The sequence below is a fragment of the Paenibacillus sp. 01T422 genome (genome assembly GCF_056398785.1).
In genome coordinates this window covers 1-15,127 of sequence record NZ_JBFTQB010000032.1, presented here as the reverse complement: position 1 = coordinate 15,127, position 15,127 = coordinate 1, and the positions used below count along the sequence as shown (strand labels likewise).

The following is a 15,127-nucleotide window of genomic DNA, read 5'->3' as shown; positions in this document are numbered from 1 at the left end:
CACGTAGACGTACTCCGATAGCATGAAAAAAGCAAAACGGAAGCCGCTATATTCCACGTGGTAACCTGCAACGAGCTCGGATTCTGCTTCCGGTAAGTCAAAAGGCGTCCGGTTAAGCTCCGATACACCGGCAATGGCGAATATGATAAAGCCTAGAATCTGAGGAATGAAATTCCAATGCCAGAAACCCCCAGCTTGGTGGTCAACGATGGTATGCAGATTTAAGCTGCCTGTCATCATAATGACACCAATGACGGAAATGACGAGCGGAACCTCATAACTGATCATTTGTGCTGCTGAACGCATACCGCCTAGCAGTGCATATTTGTTATTTGACGCCCAACCACCAAGAATAATCCCAATCGTGGAAATCCCCGTAAGGGCAACGTAATACAGCAAGCCGGAATTCAAATTTGCATTAAACATCCGATCCGAAAAAGGGATCGTTGCAATAATCGTAAACGAAGGAATAAACGTAATGATAGGCGCCAGAATGAACAGCTCGCGCTCCGCCTTTTTGGGGATGGTATCCTCTTTAATGAGCAGTTTTAAAACGTCCGCGACGCTCTGCAAAAGCCCAAACGGCCCCGTCCGGTTCGGTCCGATCCGCAACTGCATCCAGCCAATGACCTTCCGCTCGAAGTAGATCGCATAGGTAACGAAACCAAGGACCAACATCAGCATAACGATACCCCAGAAAAGAAAAACAAAGAAGTTCGTCCAGGTAAGACTCTCTTCCAGCAAATTTACCATTAGGCATCCACCTCCCCAACGACAATATCGATGCCGCCCAATATCGTAATCAGGTTGGTCATCGATTCACCGACCAGGAGTTTGGGCAAAATTTGTAGATTTACGAAGGACGGTCTGCGGAATTTCAGACGGAATGGTTCTTGTTTACCTCGGGAAATAATATAGCAGCCGATCTCTCCGCGAGGAGACTCGATAGCCGCATACACTTCTCCTTCCGGAGGACGAATAACCCTAGGTACTTTGCCCATGGTATCGCCTTGTTCCGGGAACTGTGCCACAGCTTGCTCCAGAATGCGCAGCGACTGCTTCACTTCTTCCATGCGTAATAGATAGCGATCATAGCAATCGCCGCCACTTCGTACAGGCACATCGAATTGAAAGCGATTGTATAGGCTGTATGGCTGCGTTTTGCGGATGTCCCAGTCAACACCCGTACATCTCAAGTTAGCGCCGCTAAGCCCATATGCAACGGCTGTATCGGCATCATATTTACCTACACCCTTAATCCTGGACAGGAAAATCTCATTTCCGGAGACAAGGGTATGATATTCTTCCAATTTGCCGTACATATACGGGATAAATTTCTTAACTTTATCGATCCAACCGTCTGGAGCGTCCCATTTCACCCCGCCTACACGCATGTAGTTGTAAGTCAAACGGGCTCCGCAGAGTTCATTGAACAAGTCAATAATAATTTCCCGATCGCGGAAGGCGAATAAGAACGGACTCATCGCTCCAATATCCAGCAAATACGTTCCCCACCACACCATATGGGAAGCAATCCGCTGAAGTTCCATCACGATCAAACGAAGAAATTCCGCACGTTCCGGGACTTCCAGCCCCATCATTTTCTCAACCGCATGAACGAGAACATAGTTCGTCGTCATAGCTGAGACGTAATCCATACGGTCTGTATAAGGAATAATTTGCGTGTAGCTCAGATTCTCAGCCAGTTTCTCTGTGCCTCTATGTAGATAGCCCATAACGGGTATAGCTTCTTTGATGACCTCTCCATCCAGCTTCACAATCACGCGGAAAACGCCATGCGTACTTGGATGCTGAGGACCAACGTTTAGCAGGAGCTCTTCTGTCCGTAACAAATGCTACACCTCCGGGTCAAGCGGTTCGTAATCTTTGCGCAGTGGATGGCCGACCCAATCGTCAGGCATCATAATTCTTACTAGATTGGGATGCCCAGGGAAATCAATTCCCAGCAGGTCATACACTTCCCGCTCATTCCAATCGGCAGTTGGCCACACAGGAGCAACTGATGGGATGCTTGGCTGATCCCGATCTGTTTTCACCTTCACACAATACTCGCGCTTGTGAGTGAGGGAAAGCAGATGATACGCCACTTCCAGATGCGTCTCTTGGTCCACACCGGAGAGATTGCGCAAGTAGTCGCAGCGCAGCTCTTCGTGATCACGCAGCGTCACCGCAGCCTCCGACCAGCGGGAGCTGTGAATGATAACGTAAGGACGGTGTCCGTCCCTTTCGTTAATGAAGTTATCGACGACGGCGTCTTCGCCAACGGCGGCTTGTAGGATCGCAACCAGCCGGTCCAGCAGCGGCTGGTTCGGCGAGGGCTCCTTCGGCGCGGCAGGCTCCGCCGCGTCGGTCTTCGCTCCGCGCGCGCTAGCTCGCGCTGCGCGGGCTTCTGCGGCGGCCTGTGCTTTGGCCGCCTTCTCGTCATCCCCTGTTGCTTCAGGGGATGGTGTTGCTGCCGACGCGGGCTCGCCCGTCGGCTCAGCGGCAGCCGCCTTCGCCGCGAGGCGGGCGGCTCTCGCCGCGGCGCGCTCCGCTGCCTTCTCTTCAGCGGTCTTCTCCGCCGCTTCTGCCGCAGGCGCTTCGCTGGCGGGCTTCTCCTCAGAAGCAGGCTTCGCCTGCTCTGAATTCCCTTCAGTTTTGCTCTCTTCAGCCTTGGTCTCTTCAGCAGAGGCCGTCTGCTCCTGCTCGACCTCAACCTTCTCCTCCGGCTTCTTATCCTCACTCATCGATTGATCACCTGCTTACCGGTCTTCGCTTCATAGCGAATCTTCTCCTGAAGCTTGTTGATCCCATAGATAAGTGCCGCCGGGTTCGGCGGACAACCTGGTATGTAGACATCAACCGGGACGATCTGGTCGACACCTTTGACAACCGAGTAAGATTTAACGTACGGACCACCCGCAGTCGCGCAGGAGCCCATAGCGATAACCCATTTGGGCTCAGGCATCTGCTCATAAAGGCGGCGCAGCAAAGGAGCCATTTTCTTCGTAACTGTCCCTGCTACAATCATCACATCGGATTGCCTAGGGGATGTACGGAAGATGACTCCAAAACGGTCCAAATCATAATGCGATCCACCCGTACCCATCATTTCAATGGCGCAACAAGCAAGACCAAATGTTAAAGGCCAAAGTGAATTACTGCGAGCCCAAGCTTTCACCTGCTCCAGTGTCGTCATAAATACGTTGCGGTTCAACTCTTCGCGTTCTTCTGGGGAGATCGACTCTAGACTGAAGTCCATTGCAGCACCTTCTTCTTCCAAGCGTATATTAATCCTATGGCTAACAAGGCTACAAAAATGCACATTTCTACTAAAGCAAAAAGTCCAAGCTGATTAAAAGCAACAGCCCACGGATACAGGAACACGGTCTCTACATCAAAGATGACAAACATCAAAGCAAACAAATAATATCGAATGTTAAACCGGATTTGCCCTTCACCAACAGGCTCGTTCCCACTCTCATACGTCGTATACTTCTCCACAACGGGTTTGCTCGGTCTTAACCATTTGCCTATCGTAAGCGCTACCACCGGGAGGAGAATACCTAACCCAAGAAAAATCGCTACGATTACATAGTTATTTGTATACATCATCTGAATGTAACCGCCTCCATTCTTATTTACTTTCTCAAATCATTGATTCAAATTGGTAATAATCACCTTCAATATTATACCAAAAGAGCTCAGGGGAGTCGATGACTAATTCCAAGCCCTATCTTTTACACACTTTGAGAGTAGATTTTCCATAATTATCAAAAAATAATCCATCTAACGAAAAAAAGCGACGGAACCTAAGTTCCATCGCTCTTTCGTCAAACATCTATTATTTGCCGGATACGCTGATCCGGTTCAATGCTCTTTGCAAAGAGGCTTCCGCACGCTTGAAATCAACGTTATCTTGCTTATTTTCAGCAAGGCGTTTCTCCGCGCGTTCTTTCGCTGCTCTCGCACGATCCACATCGATTTGTTCTGGCAGCTCGGCGCTTTCCGCCAGTATGACCACTTTGTCCTTACGCACTTCCATGAATCCGCCGTTCACTGCGATGATCTCGTCTTTGGAGCCCTGCTTCTTCACAGTAATCGAGCCGATTTTCAATGGAGTCACGAGTGGAATGTGGTTCGGCAGAATTCCAAGCTCCCCTTCGACACCCTTTGCGACTAACATGTTCACTTGTTCAGCGTACACTTTGCGCTCAGGAGTAACAATTTCAAGTAGGAATGTACTCACTTGGATTCTCCTTCCTCAGCTAACGCGCAGTTTACCAAAGGTAACCTTACAGCGTTTTCGCTTTCTCGATTGCGTCCTCAATCGTACCTACGTTGTGGAACGCTACTTCAGGAAGGTTGTCGTGCTTACCTTCAAGAACTTCTTTGAAGCTGCGCACAGTTTCTTTCAATGGCACATACAAGCCCGGGAAGCCGTTGAACGGCTCAGCAACGTGAAGCGGCTGAGACAAGAACAGACGGAGACGACGCGCACGAGTAACAACTAGTTTATCCTCATCGGACAGCTCATCCATACCCAAGATCGCGATGATATCCAGAAGCTCTTTGTAACGTTGAAGAATTTGTTTAACACCTTGTGCTACTTTATAGTGCTCTTCGCCCAAGATTTCTGGCGTCAACATACGGGAAGAGGAAGCAAGTGGATCTACCGCTGGGAAGATACCCGCAGCTGCGATACTACGCTCCAAGTTCGTTGTTGCGTCTAAGTGAGCAAACGCTGTCGCTGGAGCTGGATCCGTATAGTCATCCGCAGGAACGTAAATCGCTTGAATCGAAGTTACGGAACCTTTTTTCGTGGATGTAATACGCTCTTGCAATTGACCCATTTCTGTAGCCAATGTCGGTTGGTAACCTACCGCAGATGGCATACGTCCAAGCAAAGCTGAAACCTCGGAACCTGCTTGTGTGAAACGGAAGATGTTATCGACGAACAGAAGAACGTCTCTGCCTTCAACATCACGGAAATACTCAGCCATCGTCAAGCCAGTCAAAGCTACGCGAAGACGCGCGCCTGGAGGCTCGTTCATTTGGCCGAATACCATGGCTGTTTTCTCAATAACGCCGGAGTCTTTCATCTCGTGGTAAAGGTCATTACCTTCACGAGTACGCTCACCAACGCCTGCGAAAACGGAGATACCGCCGTGCTCTTGCGCAATGTTGTGAATCAACTCTTGCATCGTTACGGTTTTACCTACACCCGCACCACCGAAGAGACCGATTTTACCACCTTTTGCGTAAGGAGCCATAAGGTCAATAACTTTAATTCCTGTTTCAAGAACTTCTGATTTCGTGGACAAGCTCTCGAAAGGAGGAGCTTCTTTATGAATTGGACTAGTCAACGTACGGTCAACAGTTTCGATCCCATCAATAGGATCTCCAACAACGTTGAACACGCGCCCCAAAGTTGCTGCACCTACAGGTACAGTAATTGGAACTCCTGTGTCAGTAGCTTCAGCGCCACGCACAAGTCCGTCAGTGGAAGACATCGCTACGCAACGAACGAGGTTGTCACCGAGGTGAACCGCCGCTTCAACCGTAATCGTAACCGATTTACCGCCTTCATTTTTTTCAATCTTGATTGCATTCAGAATTTCAGGGAGTTGTCCGCGTCCGAACTCAATGTCGACGACAGGCCCTGTAATATTCACAACGCGCCCTTTGCTCATGGTTTCCCTCCTAAGAAAAGCTTCGCCTCTAAGCGAGGCGTTATATCAATTAAGCGTTCGCGTTCGCGCCGCTGACGATTTCCGCAATCTCTTGCGTAATGGCTGCTTGACGTGCACGGTTGTATGCTAATGTGTAGCTGCTGATCATCTTCGTTRCATTCTTCGTTGCGGAGTTCATCGCTGTCATTCTTGCACCGAACTCACTTGCCTTACCTTCCAATACTGCSCTATAAATAATCGTTTCCGCATATTTAGGCAGCAGTACTTCCAGAACGCCTTCCGCAGACGRCTCGTATTCGTAACTAGCCGTTGAAGCACCTTTTACGTCTTCCATAGGAAGCAAGCGAATCATAGTCGGTATCTGACTGATTGCATTTTGGAATTTGTTGTACACCAAGAACAATTGGTCGTACGCACCCTTCTCAAAATTAGCAACAGCAGAAGCAGCAATTGATTTAATATCCGAGAACTTCGGAGAATCCGGAAGTCCTGTAACTTCTTGAACGATCTCAACATTACGTTTTTTGAAGAAATTGCTACCTTTACGTCCGATTACAAAAATAGCATATTCCGACGGGGATTGATGTCTTTCGCGAATCTCCGTCATAACCTTCCGCAATACGTTCGCGTTGTAGCCTCCAGCCAAACCACGATCCGAAGTGATAACCAAGTAAGCCGTTTTCTTCACTTCACGTGTTTGCAGCATCGGATGCTTCACACCTTTGGAACCTGCTGCAATGCTAGCAACCACTTCTTTCAGCTTATCCGAGTAAGGACGCGCTGCTTCCGCCGCTCGCTGAGCTCTACGCAAGTTCGCTGCTGAGACCATTTCCATCGCACGCGTAATTTGCTTCGTGTTTTGTGTCGATTTGATTTGGCGCTTAATCTCGCGCATTCCTTTTGCCATACCTGTCACCTCTCTTTTGAGGCTTTGGAAAGCCTTCATTCGAAGGCCTGAGATTGGGCAGCCTACTTGCTGCCCAATCTCAGGCATAACACGTCGCCTGATTCCTTTCGCAAGGAAAGTTCAGGCATTCAACTATTATTCAGAAACTGCGAAGCTCTTTTTGAACGTGTTGATAGCATCAACAAGCGCTTTGTCGTTATCCGCAGTAATATCTTTGGTATCACGAATGCTGTTCAAAATTTCCGTACGATTGGATTCCAAGTAAGCCAAGAATTGCTCTTCAAAACGAGTTACGTCTTGTACTGGAATGTCATCCAAGTGGCCTTTGACAACCGTGTACAGGGAGCAAACTTGTTTCTCCAGGGAAAGCGGCTGATGCACGCCTTGTTTCAAGATTTCTAGTGTGCGAACCCCACGATCAAGGCGGGCTTTTGTTGCTCTATCAAGATCAGAACCGAACGCAGCGAAGGCAGCAAGCTCACGGTATTGAGCCAAGTCTACACGCAGTGTACCGGCAACTTTTTTCATTGCTTTCGTTTGAGCAGAGCCCCCTACACGGGATACAGAGTTACCAACGTTAACCGCTGGACGCTGACCGGAGTAGAACAGGTCGGACTCAAGGAATATTTGACCGTCCGTAATGGAAATTACGTTCGTCGGAATGTAAGCGGAGATATCGCCCGCTTGTGTCTCGATGAATGGAAGCGCAGTAATCGAACCGCCGCCAAGCTCATCGTTCAATTTCGCAGCGCGCTCCAGCAAACGGGAGTGCAAGTAGAATACGTCACCTGGGTATGCTTCGCGACCTGGTGGACGGCGTAACAAGAGGGACAACTCACGGTAGGCAGCGGCTTGTTTGGACAAGTCATCGTATACGATCAATACGTGCTCGCCTTTGTACATGAAGTACTCGCCCATTGCGCAGCCTGCGTATGGAGCCAACCAAAGCATTGGTGAAGGCTCAGACGCAGATGCTGTTACAACGATTGTGTAGTCCAAAGCGCCGGCAGCACGAAGTTTTTCAACAACGCCTACAACAGTGGATTGTTTTTGACCGATAGCAACATAGATACATTTCACACCGCTACCTTTTTGGTTAAGGATAGCGTCGATTGCAATCGCTGTTTTTCCTGTTTGACGGTCACCAATGATCAACTCACGTTGACCACGACCAACTGGAACCATCGCATCAATCGCTTTGATACCTGTTTGCATTGGCTCATGAACGGATTTACGAGCCATAACGCCTGGAGCCATGTTCTCTACAGGGCGGAATTCTGTTGTAGCAATAGGTCCTTGACCATCAACCGGTTGACCCAAGGAGTTAACAACACGGCCGAGTAAAGCTTCCCCTACAGGAACCTCCATGATACGACCTGTACGTTTTACTGGATCGCCTTCACGAATGTCTTTGTAAGGTCCAAGAATAACGATACCTACGTTGCTTTCTTCAAGGTTAAATGCGTAGCCCAAAACGCCATTCGAAAACTCAAGCAATTCGCCTGCCATTACGTTTTCCAAACCATGAGCACGAGCGATACCGTCACCAACTTGAATGACTGTACCTACATCAACCACTTGCATATCGGATTTATAGTTTTCAATCTGTTGTTTAATCAATGAGCTGATTTCTTCAGGTTTGATACTCAACGAACGTCACCCCTATTCTTACAGTGCTTGTTATTAAACCAAAGCTTTGGATAAGCGGTCTAGCTTGCCTGCCAAACTTCCATCGTATAAACGGTCACCAATACGCACTTGAATGCCGCCGAGCAGCTTAGGCTCAACAACAGTCTCAACACGAATCGTTTTTCCCGTAACTTTGCTGAAATGTGATGCAATTTCCGCTTGTTGAGCTTCTGTCAGCGTAAAAGCGGCATAAATTGTTGCACTCGCTTGTCCAAGCGCTTCATTCGCAATCTTCACATAATCGCCCACAAGAGCGGACAAAATGGCTTGTCTTCTTTTATCAATCAAGACCAGCAGCGTGTTCCACACCGGTTCGGAAACTTTGCCTTCAAAAATCTGCTTCAGCAGGTCCGTTTTGACGGTGTCCCCGATGTTCGGATGGTTCAGGAACTTCTGCAAGTCTGCATTGTCCCTAATCGCACTAGCTACAGATTTCAACTCTTCTTCGACTTGAGAAATAATTCCCTTATCTTTGGCAACTTCAAAAAGAGCTCTGGCATAACGCTTCGCTACGACGATGTCACTCATACGTTGCCTCCTACCTCTTTGAGGTAATGCTCAACCAATTGCTCTTGTGACTTTTCATCGATTTGCTTTTCAATAATTTTGGAGGCAATCAGAACGGACATCGCGCCAACTTGGCTGCGAAGTGCGGCAACCGCTTTGTTCTTCTCGTTCTCGATATCTTTTAAAGCTTCATCTTTCAGACGAGCTGCTTCTGCTCCAGCTGCACGAACAATATCATCAGCTTGCTTAGAACCTGTTTGTTTCGCTTGCTCAATAATATCGTAAGCTTCCTTACGCATTTGTTGCAGCGCTTGTTTTTGTTCCTCTAACAGTTGATCAGCTTGCTTGCGGCTCGCTTCAGCTGTTTGAATTTGATCTTTAACTAATTGTCTGCGTTTCTCCATCATTCCGAATAGAGGACCGAACGCAAATTTAGAAAGCAACAAATATAAAATTAAGAACGCGATAAGTTGAATCCAAAATGTGGACCATTCAATATGCAAGTAACGTCACTCCCTTCTGATAACATGGGCAAAACGAAGGCGTGGTGGCGACTACGGCCATCCCCGCCAAACGGTTTCTTAAGCTTTTCCCATAAAGATGAACGCAAGAACCAATGCAACTACTGGCATTGCCTCTACTAGACCTACCCCGATAAACATTGTTGTTTGAAGCGTACCACGAAGTTCTGGTTGACGGGAAATACCTTCCAAAGCGCGACCTACGATCAAACCGTTACCAATACCTGCACCTAGTGCTCCTAAACCGAATACGATACCTGCTGCTACTAATGCTATTGCTCCCATTGATAAATCCTCCCTTAAATTCTTAAGTTTGTTTGTGTATAAGTGACTCGAGACTACCCGAGGTAAGTCTTACTCTTAATGTTCTTCATGGATTAACGTTTGCGAGATGTAAACCATTGTTAGCATCGTGAATACGAAGGCTTGAATAGCACCTACGAACACACTGAAGCCCTGCCATACAAAGAGAGGCGCAATTCCAAACCAACCAGCTCCGATGATGACAGATATCATAATTTCACCTGCATAAATGTTACCGTAAAGACGGAAAGCGAGCGTAAGCGGCTTTGATACGACTTCAATCAAATGAAGGATCAACATTGCCCCTTTGTACTCAAAGTAATGCGCGAAGTAATGCTTCGTGTTACGCGTTATGCCTAAGTAGTGACTTAATACGATAACGATAACCGTTAGTGCTCCTGTTACAGCGATATCAGCTGTCGGTGATTTCCACCATGACACATGATCTTCCGTTACGATCGAGAAAGGAAGGCCGAGCATGTTGCCGATAAAGATATACATAATGAGCGTAAGACCAAGCGCGATAAAGCCTTTGCCATGCTTAGAACCGATCGTACTTCCAATGATGCCTTCTACAAACTCAATCGTCCATTCCATGAAGTTTTGAATTTTTGAAGGATTCGTTACGGATGCGCGACTAGCCCCTGCGATTGCAAGGATAAGCACGATAATAGTGGTAATTCCGATCATCATAAGCGCTGATGCGTCGAAGTGAATACCTAACCACTCAAATTCTGGTACGTGATGTTCCATGTTTTCCATTTTCACCCCTTTCATCGAATGGAATTACTTCTTAGACTTCCTAATAGAAAGAATACCCAGTACGAGTGTTGCCAATTGAGCAAAAAAGTATCCAACAATCGTCGTGGTTAAAGCGACATGTTCCGGATACCGAACGGCAACCAAACCTGCGAAGCCAGCAATTGCTGCTCTTGTCAGAAAACCTAGGGTCACCTTGCGCCCTTTCTGCTCTATCGCAGCTGCTGCCAACTTGTTAATCTTCCAGGACAAGAACCTAGCATTGATCATGCTCACGATAGATCCAAGCATAATGCCGGCCAAATAAACCCGGTAATCGACAAGAAGCGCCCATGCAGCCAAACAAAAGGATAAAAAGAAAAGAAACACATTTTGAACCGTTTTCAGAGTGGCTGAAAAGTCATCCATCATAGCCCTCCGTACCGCTTTATCATGAAGTAAATGCTAATGATTCCGGTTACAAGCCCTAGCAGAAATCCGCCTAACAACCAGAATTGTCCCCCTAGTACGCGTGTTAGCCAATCACCGAACAAGTATCCGGCTCCTAAACAAACTACAAGGTCAATGCCTATCGCACTAGTTAACGCTACTGCTCGCCACGGATTATCATTGGGATTTTGCCGTTTCATAGCATCCCTCCTGAAGGCTTTCCGCTGAGGAAAACCTGTTTCGTAGACATAGTGCTACGAATCCTCATTTATTGTATCGAAGCAATGCGAGGTTTGTCAATTGACGAAAGTTAACAGTCCTCGCAGCCCGAAACCCTTCAGAGCCTTGCGGCTCTAAGGTTTGCGTGTTTCCAAACCAAACAGTCGAACTGTACGCTGTAGCGTTTGTCATGATTTTGTCACGGTTAGAATGTTTCAGGACGCTCCGAGACCTTGCCAAAGTGATGTAGAATCGCCTGAACGATTCTTTGGGATGCTTTTCCATCCCCATAAGGGTTAGCAGATTGGCTCATTTTGTTGTATAAAACTGGATCTGTCAGCAGCGCGCGAGCACGCTCGTAGACTTTCTCCTCATCTGTTCCAACCAACTCCAAAGTGCCTGCTTGAATGCCTTCCGGACGCTCAGTTGTGTCACGGAGCACAAGCACCGGCACACCAAAGGATGGAGCTTCCTCTTGAAGACCGCCTGAGTCTGTTAGAATCATATGCGTCTTCGGATAGAAGTTATGGAACTCACTAGCATCGAAAGGCTCTACTAGCTTAATACGTGGGTGGTTGCCTAGAATCTCGTGCGCAGGCTCTTTGACAGCTGGGCTCGGGTGCACCGGATAAACGATTGCGATATCTTCAAACTCATCAGCAATACGTTTCACAGCACGGAAAATTTGGCGATGTGGCTCCCCTTGAGCTTCACGGCGATGCGCTGTCATCAAAACCAGCCTGCGGCCCGCTGCCCACTCCAACACCGGGTGTTCGAAGGATTCCTGAACCGTATATTGAAAGACATCCGTAACTGTATTCCCCGTTACATAGATTTGAGATTCTGATTTATTTTCTTTGCGCAAATTGTCAGCTGATTGCTGTGTTGGTGCAAAATGCAGATCCGCCAGAACGCCCGTCAATTGACGGTTCATTTCTTCCGGATATGGCGACATTTTGTTCCACGTACGAAGGCCCGCTTCGACATGTCCAACTTGGATCTGCTGCATAAATGCTGCATAGCTTGCAAGGAAAGTTGTCAGCGTATCGCCGTGCACGAGAATCAGATCCGGCTTCGCCTCTTGGAAGACTGGCTCCAAGCCTTGCAGCACACGCATTGTAATCTCATTCAACGTCTGACGATCTTTCATAACGTTAAGGTCGTAATCCGGTTTGATTTTGAAAATGTCAAGCACCTGATCCAACATCTGGCGATGCTGAGCCGTTACGCAAACGAGAGACTCGATATGCTCTGGATGCTTCTCCAGTTCCTTAATCAGCGGAGCCATTTTAATCGCTTCAGGTCTAGTACCGAAGATCGTAATGACTTTCAAACGTTTCATTGATTGTTCTCCCCCATCGTCATAAGTGTATTATTTCGTGCCGAACAGACGATCTCCCGCATCTCCCAATCCAGGTACAATATAGCCATGATCATTCAAGTAGTCATCCACGGCCGCCACATAAATATCAACATCTGGATGCTCTTGTTGAACCGCTTTGATTCCTTCCGGCGCAGCAATTAAACACATCAGCTTCATTTGTGTGCAGCCTCTGCGTTTCAATACTTCAATCGCCGCATTCGCTGAACCGCCAGTTGCGAGCATCGGGTCGATCACAATGAGCTCACGCTCCAGGACATCCGTCGGCAGCTTCACATAATATTCGACAGGCTGCAGCGTGTCTGGATCACGGTATAGACCAACATGTCCTACTTTTGCAGCTGGGATCAGTTTAAGCACACCATCAACCATGCCTAGGCCTGCGCGCAAAATAGGAATAAGCCCCAGCATTCTGCCGGAAATAATCCGGCAATTCGCCGTTGTTACTGGCGTTTTTACCTGAACATGCTCAAGCGGAATATCTCTCGTAATCTCATAGGCCATTAAAGTCGCTACTTCGTCTACGAGCTCCCGAAAATCTTTCGTTTTCGTATTCTCATCCCGAATAAAAGTCAGCTTATGCTGGATAAGCGGATGATCACAAATAAATAACTTCCCCATAATTTCCTCCTAAAAAACCACAATGTTATATGTATTTTACCCATTTTAGCGTCAAGGTACGACAAACCTCGTTCATTATATCATATGTTATCCAACTTATCCTCTGAAAAACCAAACCTACCATGAATATCCTTATTTATATAAAAAGCCGCCTGAGAGCGTCTCCCAAGCGGCTTTGCATCTGATCTATTCTTCCACGGGCTCCGGGCGGTACCAAATGTTTTTGAAGTCAAACCATCCCAGCGTATTGAACGTTATGCCTTGTAAATGAGGGCTGTATACCAACTGCTGCGTCGTATGCAATAGGAATAAGACGCAGCAGTTTTCCGAGACTAAGTCTTGCATACTGCGAATCCGTAGCAGGCGCTCTTGCCTGTCGGGCTCATTTTCGATAGCCGCAATGGTTTCATCAAAAACTCGTCGCTGCTCATCCGTTGCGCAGACACGAACCGGTAGGTTGCCTACTTTATACATCTCGACTAGGCAGCGAGCCTCATCATCATCCGCAACAACGCCGCTTATGATGACATCCGCTTCTAACAAGAGTGGCACCTTCATCATTTGTTCAAAGGTAAACAGCTTCAGAACAACCGGAATACCCACTTCCTTACAGCGAGCTTGAATCCATTCGGCTTGAAGCTGGTTTTTCTGCGTGACTATCATCGTAATAGGTTCGCCATTGTATCCAGACTCTCTGAGCAGCTCCCTCGCGCGTTCTGGCTGATAATCGTCGGGCTCAGATGCCGGTGAGTCGGATGGCAAGAAATCAGCCGCAGGCCTTGCATGATAAAGACCTAGTTCCTTAATCAATCCGCATCGATTCAAGATAAGCTGAATGGCCTGACGGAATTTAAACGCTTGCTGGGGACCGTTTTTGCGGAGATTGAATACGATCATACTGGAGCCCAGCATCATTACTTCTTTTTTACACCAATGCGCGGGGGCTGGTTGTTTATAATGGTTGAGCTTCCCCATCTGGAAATTTAACTGCTGCCATCTTCGGTCACTGACGTTATCCGGAACATAGAGCAGCTCGATGCGATCCAAATGAGCGCTCTCCTTGTAGTAATCCTCGAAGGCTTCTAACGTTACACCACCCGCATCATGTCTCGTAATCCGGAACGGACCTGTTCCAACAGGAAGCATGCTAACATCTGCAACTTTACTTGCATTATAGACGTCAGCAGGAACAATCGCAGCCTGGTAGGAACTAACATAGTGTGGCAGCATATAATTCGGCGCAGCAAGCTCTATACGAACTGTCAGCCGGTCGACAGCGCGAATTTCTTTGACGGATTTCAGCATCCAACGACTCGGCGAGTCCTCTGTGCCTAGGGATCGCAGCCGATTGAGCGAAAACACAACATCGTCTGCCGTCAACTCTCGATCATGATGGAATCGCACCCTTTTTCGCAAATAAAAGGTCCATTCAGTCGCATTGGCATTGCATGCCCACTCATGAGCCAAACCTGGCTCCACACAGCCGCATAGCGGATTGAAATAGAGCAGCGTGTCGAAGGCTTGCTTCACAAAATGGAGCTCACGCGAGAATAGCACATCGACAGGATCAAGCGCCAGCACACGAATCTGCATCGGCAGCCGCAGCGTTTCAGGATTTCCAGACTCACAGTTGCCTTTGTATCCGAAATAACTGCCGAGCCAGGCCAGGAATCGATCTATTACACTCCCATCCAAACCTTCCATCTGAAATAAACTCATCGCATTGTTCAAGTTGCCCTGTTCAACGTGAATCTTCGCTTCCGTCATCAGCACATCCTCTGCTGGAACAAGGAACCGAATCGTCGAGCGGTGTCCACGGCCTCGCCCCGGCGTCCAGACAATCCATCCCATTTCGGTCATTTTGCGAATCAAAATTTTCACATTGCGTTCCGTACAATACAAGTAGCCGGAAATTTCTTCAACGGAAACAGGCACGTCCATATACGTGTGGGGGATCTGTGAAACACGCGTTATTGATATTTTCAATTGCGCATATTGCAAGGCTAGCTGCATGAAAGTCCCCTCCTTTTACACGAATTACCAAAGAGTATAGTGCCGCCTTGCCATTTCGTCAACCGTCTGAAGATGGGATAAAAGG

Annotated in this window: 18 protein-coding genes; all 18 read right to left on the bottom strand. The window is 47.8% G+C overall.

All coding sequences use genetic code 11. The features are described 5' to 3' along the window. On the bottom strand, positions 1 to 753 hold a 753-nt coding region (gene nuoH, locus AC1DUA_RS03285), incomplete at its 3' end, for an NADH-quinone oxidoreductase subunit NuoH (RefSeq protein ID WP_477498369.1). Next, positions 753 to 1,853 carry an NADH-quinone oxidoreductase subunit D gene (locus AC1DUA_RS03280; protein WP_477498368.1) on the bottom strand — a complete coding sequence of 367 codons (1,101 nt, stop codon included), beginning with the start codon at positions 1,851 to 1,853 and terminating at the stop codon, positions 753 to 755. The genes AC1DUA_RS03280 and nuoH, both read right to left, overlap by 1 nt. A gap of 3 nt (positions 1,854 to 1,856) precedes the next feature. After that, positions 1,857 to 2,747, bottom strand: a complete 891-nt coding sequence (locus tag AC1DUA_RS03275) for an NADH-quinone oxidoreductase subunit C (RefSeq protein WP_477498367.1) — start codon at positions 2,745 to 2,747, stop codon at positions 1,857 to 1,859. Then, positions 2,744 to 3,262: a NuoB/complex I 20 kDa subunit family protein gene (locus tag AC1DUA_RS03270; RefSeq protein WP_127453417.1), complete on the bottom strand. Its 519-nt coding sequence runs from the start codon at positions 3,260 to 3,262 to the stop codon at positions 2,744 to 2,746. Before AC1DUA_RS03270 ends, AC1DUA_RS03275 begins: the two co-directional genes overlap by 4 nt. Beyond that, positions 3,247 to 3,612 carry an NADH-quinone oxidoreductase subunit A gene (locus AC1DUA_RS03265; RefSeq protein WP_145668664.1) on the bottom strand — a complete coding sequence of 122 codons (366 nt, stop codon included), beginning with the start codon at positions 3,610 to 3,612 and terminating at the stop codon, positions 3,247 to 3,249. The genes AC1DUA_RS03270 and AC1DUA_RS03265 overlap by 16 nt, the downstream gene beginning before the upstream one ends. 232 nt (positions 3,613 to 3,844) lie before the next feature. Beyond that, entirely contained in the window at positions 3,845 to 4,249 is a 405-nt protein-coding gene (locus tag AC1DUA_RS03260) for a F0F1 ATP synthase subunit epsilon (protein WP_477498366.1), read from the bottom strand. Positions 4,250 to 4,295: 46 nt separating this feature from the next. Further along, entirely contained in the window at positions 4,296 to 5,693 is a 1,398-nt protein-coding gene (gene atpD / locus AC1DUA_RS03255; RefSeq protein ID WP_477498365.1) for a F0F1 ATP synthase subunit beta, read from the bottom strand. Positions 5,694 to 5,742: 49 nt separating this feature from the next. Next, positions 5,743 to 6,600 carry an ATP synthase F1 subunit gamma gene (gene atpG, locus AC1DUA_RS03250; protein WP_477498370.1) on the bottom strand — a complete coding sequence of 286 codons (858 nt, stop codon included), beginning with the start codon at positions 6,598 to 6,600 and terminating at the stop codon, positions 5,743 to 5,745. A gap of 135 nt (positions 6,601 to 6,735) precedes the next feature. Next, the gene (atpA, locus tag AC1DUA_RS03245; protein ID WP_161406569.1) at positions 6,736 to 8,250 is read right to left on the bottom strand and encodes a F0F1 ATP synthase subunit alpha; all 1,515 of its coding nucleotides are present in this window, start codon (positions 8,248 to 8,250) and stop codon (positions 6,736 to 6,738) included. A 33-nt stretch (positions 8,251 to 8,283) separates the two neighbouring features. Next, a complete protein-coding gene (locus tag AC1DUA_RS03240; protein WP_477498364.1) occupies positions 8,284 to 8,817 on the bottom strand; it encodes a F0F1 ATP synthase subunit delta in 534 nt (177 codons plus the stop codon). Beyond that, positions 8,814 to 9,299: a F0F1 ATP synthase subunit B gene (gene atpF / locus AC1DUA_RS03235; RefSeq protein ID WP_477498363.1), complete on the bottom strand. Its 486-nt coding sequence runs from the start codon at positions 9,297 to 9,299 to the stop codon at positions 8,814 to 8,816. The genes AC1DUA_RS03240 and atpF overlap by 4 nt, the downstream gene beginning before the upstream one ends. Before the next feature lie 78 nt (positions 9,300 to 9,377). Then, on the bottom strand, positions 9,378 to 9,602 hold the full coding sequence (gene atpE, locus AC1DUA_RS03230; RefSeq protein WP_028556930.1) for a F0F1 ATP synthase subunit C: 225 nt from the start codon (positions 9,600 to 9,602) through the stop codon (positions 9,378 to 9,380). A gap of 75 nt (positions 9,603 to 9,677) precedes the next feature. Next, positions 9,678 to 10,373 (bottom strand): F0F1 ATP synthase subunit A, encoded by a 696-nt coding sequence (atpB, locus tag AC1DUA_RS03225; RefSeq protein ID WP_145668583.1) that lies wholly within the window; start codon positions 10,371 to 10,373, stop codon positions 9,678 to 9,680. Between the two features lie 33 nt (positions 10,374 to 10,406). Beyond that, entirely contained in the window at positions 10,407 to 10,787 is a 381-nt protein-coding gene (locus tag AC1DUA_RS03220) for an ATP synthase subunit I (protein WP_477498362.1), read from the bottom strand. Continuing rightward, complete coding sequence (locus AC1DUA_RS03215; protein WP_127453433.1) at positions 10,787 to 11,008, bottom strand: AtpZ/AtpI family protein; 222 nt, start codon at positions 11,006 to 11,008, stop codon at positions 10,787 to 10,789. Before AC1DUA_RS03215 ends, AC1DUA_RS03220 begins: the two co-directional genes overlap by 1 nt. A 224-nt stretch (positions 11,009 to 11,232) precedes the next feature. After that, positions 11,233 to 12,369, bottom strand: coding sequence for a non-hydrolyzing UDP-N-acetylglucosamine 2-epimerase (gene wecB / locus AC1DUA_RS03210; protein ID WP_477498361.1), 1,137 nt, complete (start codon positions 12,367 to 12,369; stop codon positions 11,233 to 11,235). 30 nt (positions 12,370 to 12,399) lie between these two features. Next, positions 12,400 to 13,029 (bottom strand): uracil phosphoribosyltransferase, encoded by a 630-nt coding sequence (upp, locus tag AC1DUA_RS03205; RefSeq protein WP_477498360.1) that lies wholly within the window; start codon positions 13,027 to 13,029, stop codon positions 12,400 to 12,402. Between the two features lie 186 nt (positions 13,030 to 13,215). After that, the gene (locus tag AC1DUA_RS03200; protein WP_477498359.1) at positions 13,216 to 15,042 is read right to left on the bottom strand and encodes an ABC transporter substrate-binding protein; all 1,827 of its coding nucleotides are present in this window, start codon (positions 15,040 to 15,042) and stop codon (positions 13,216 to 13,218) included. Positions 15,043 to 15,127: the final 85 nt, after the last annotated feature.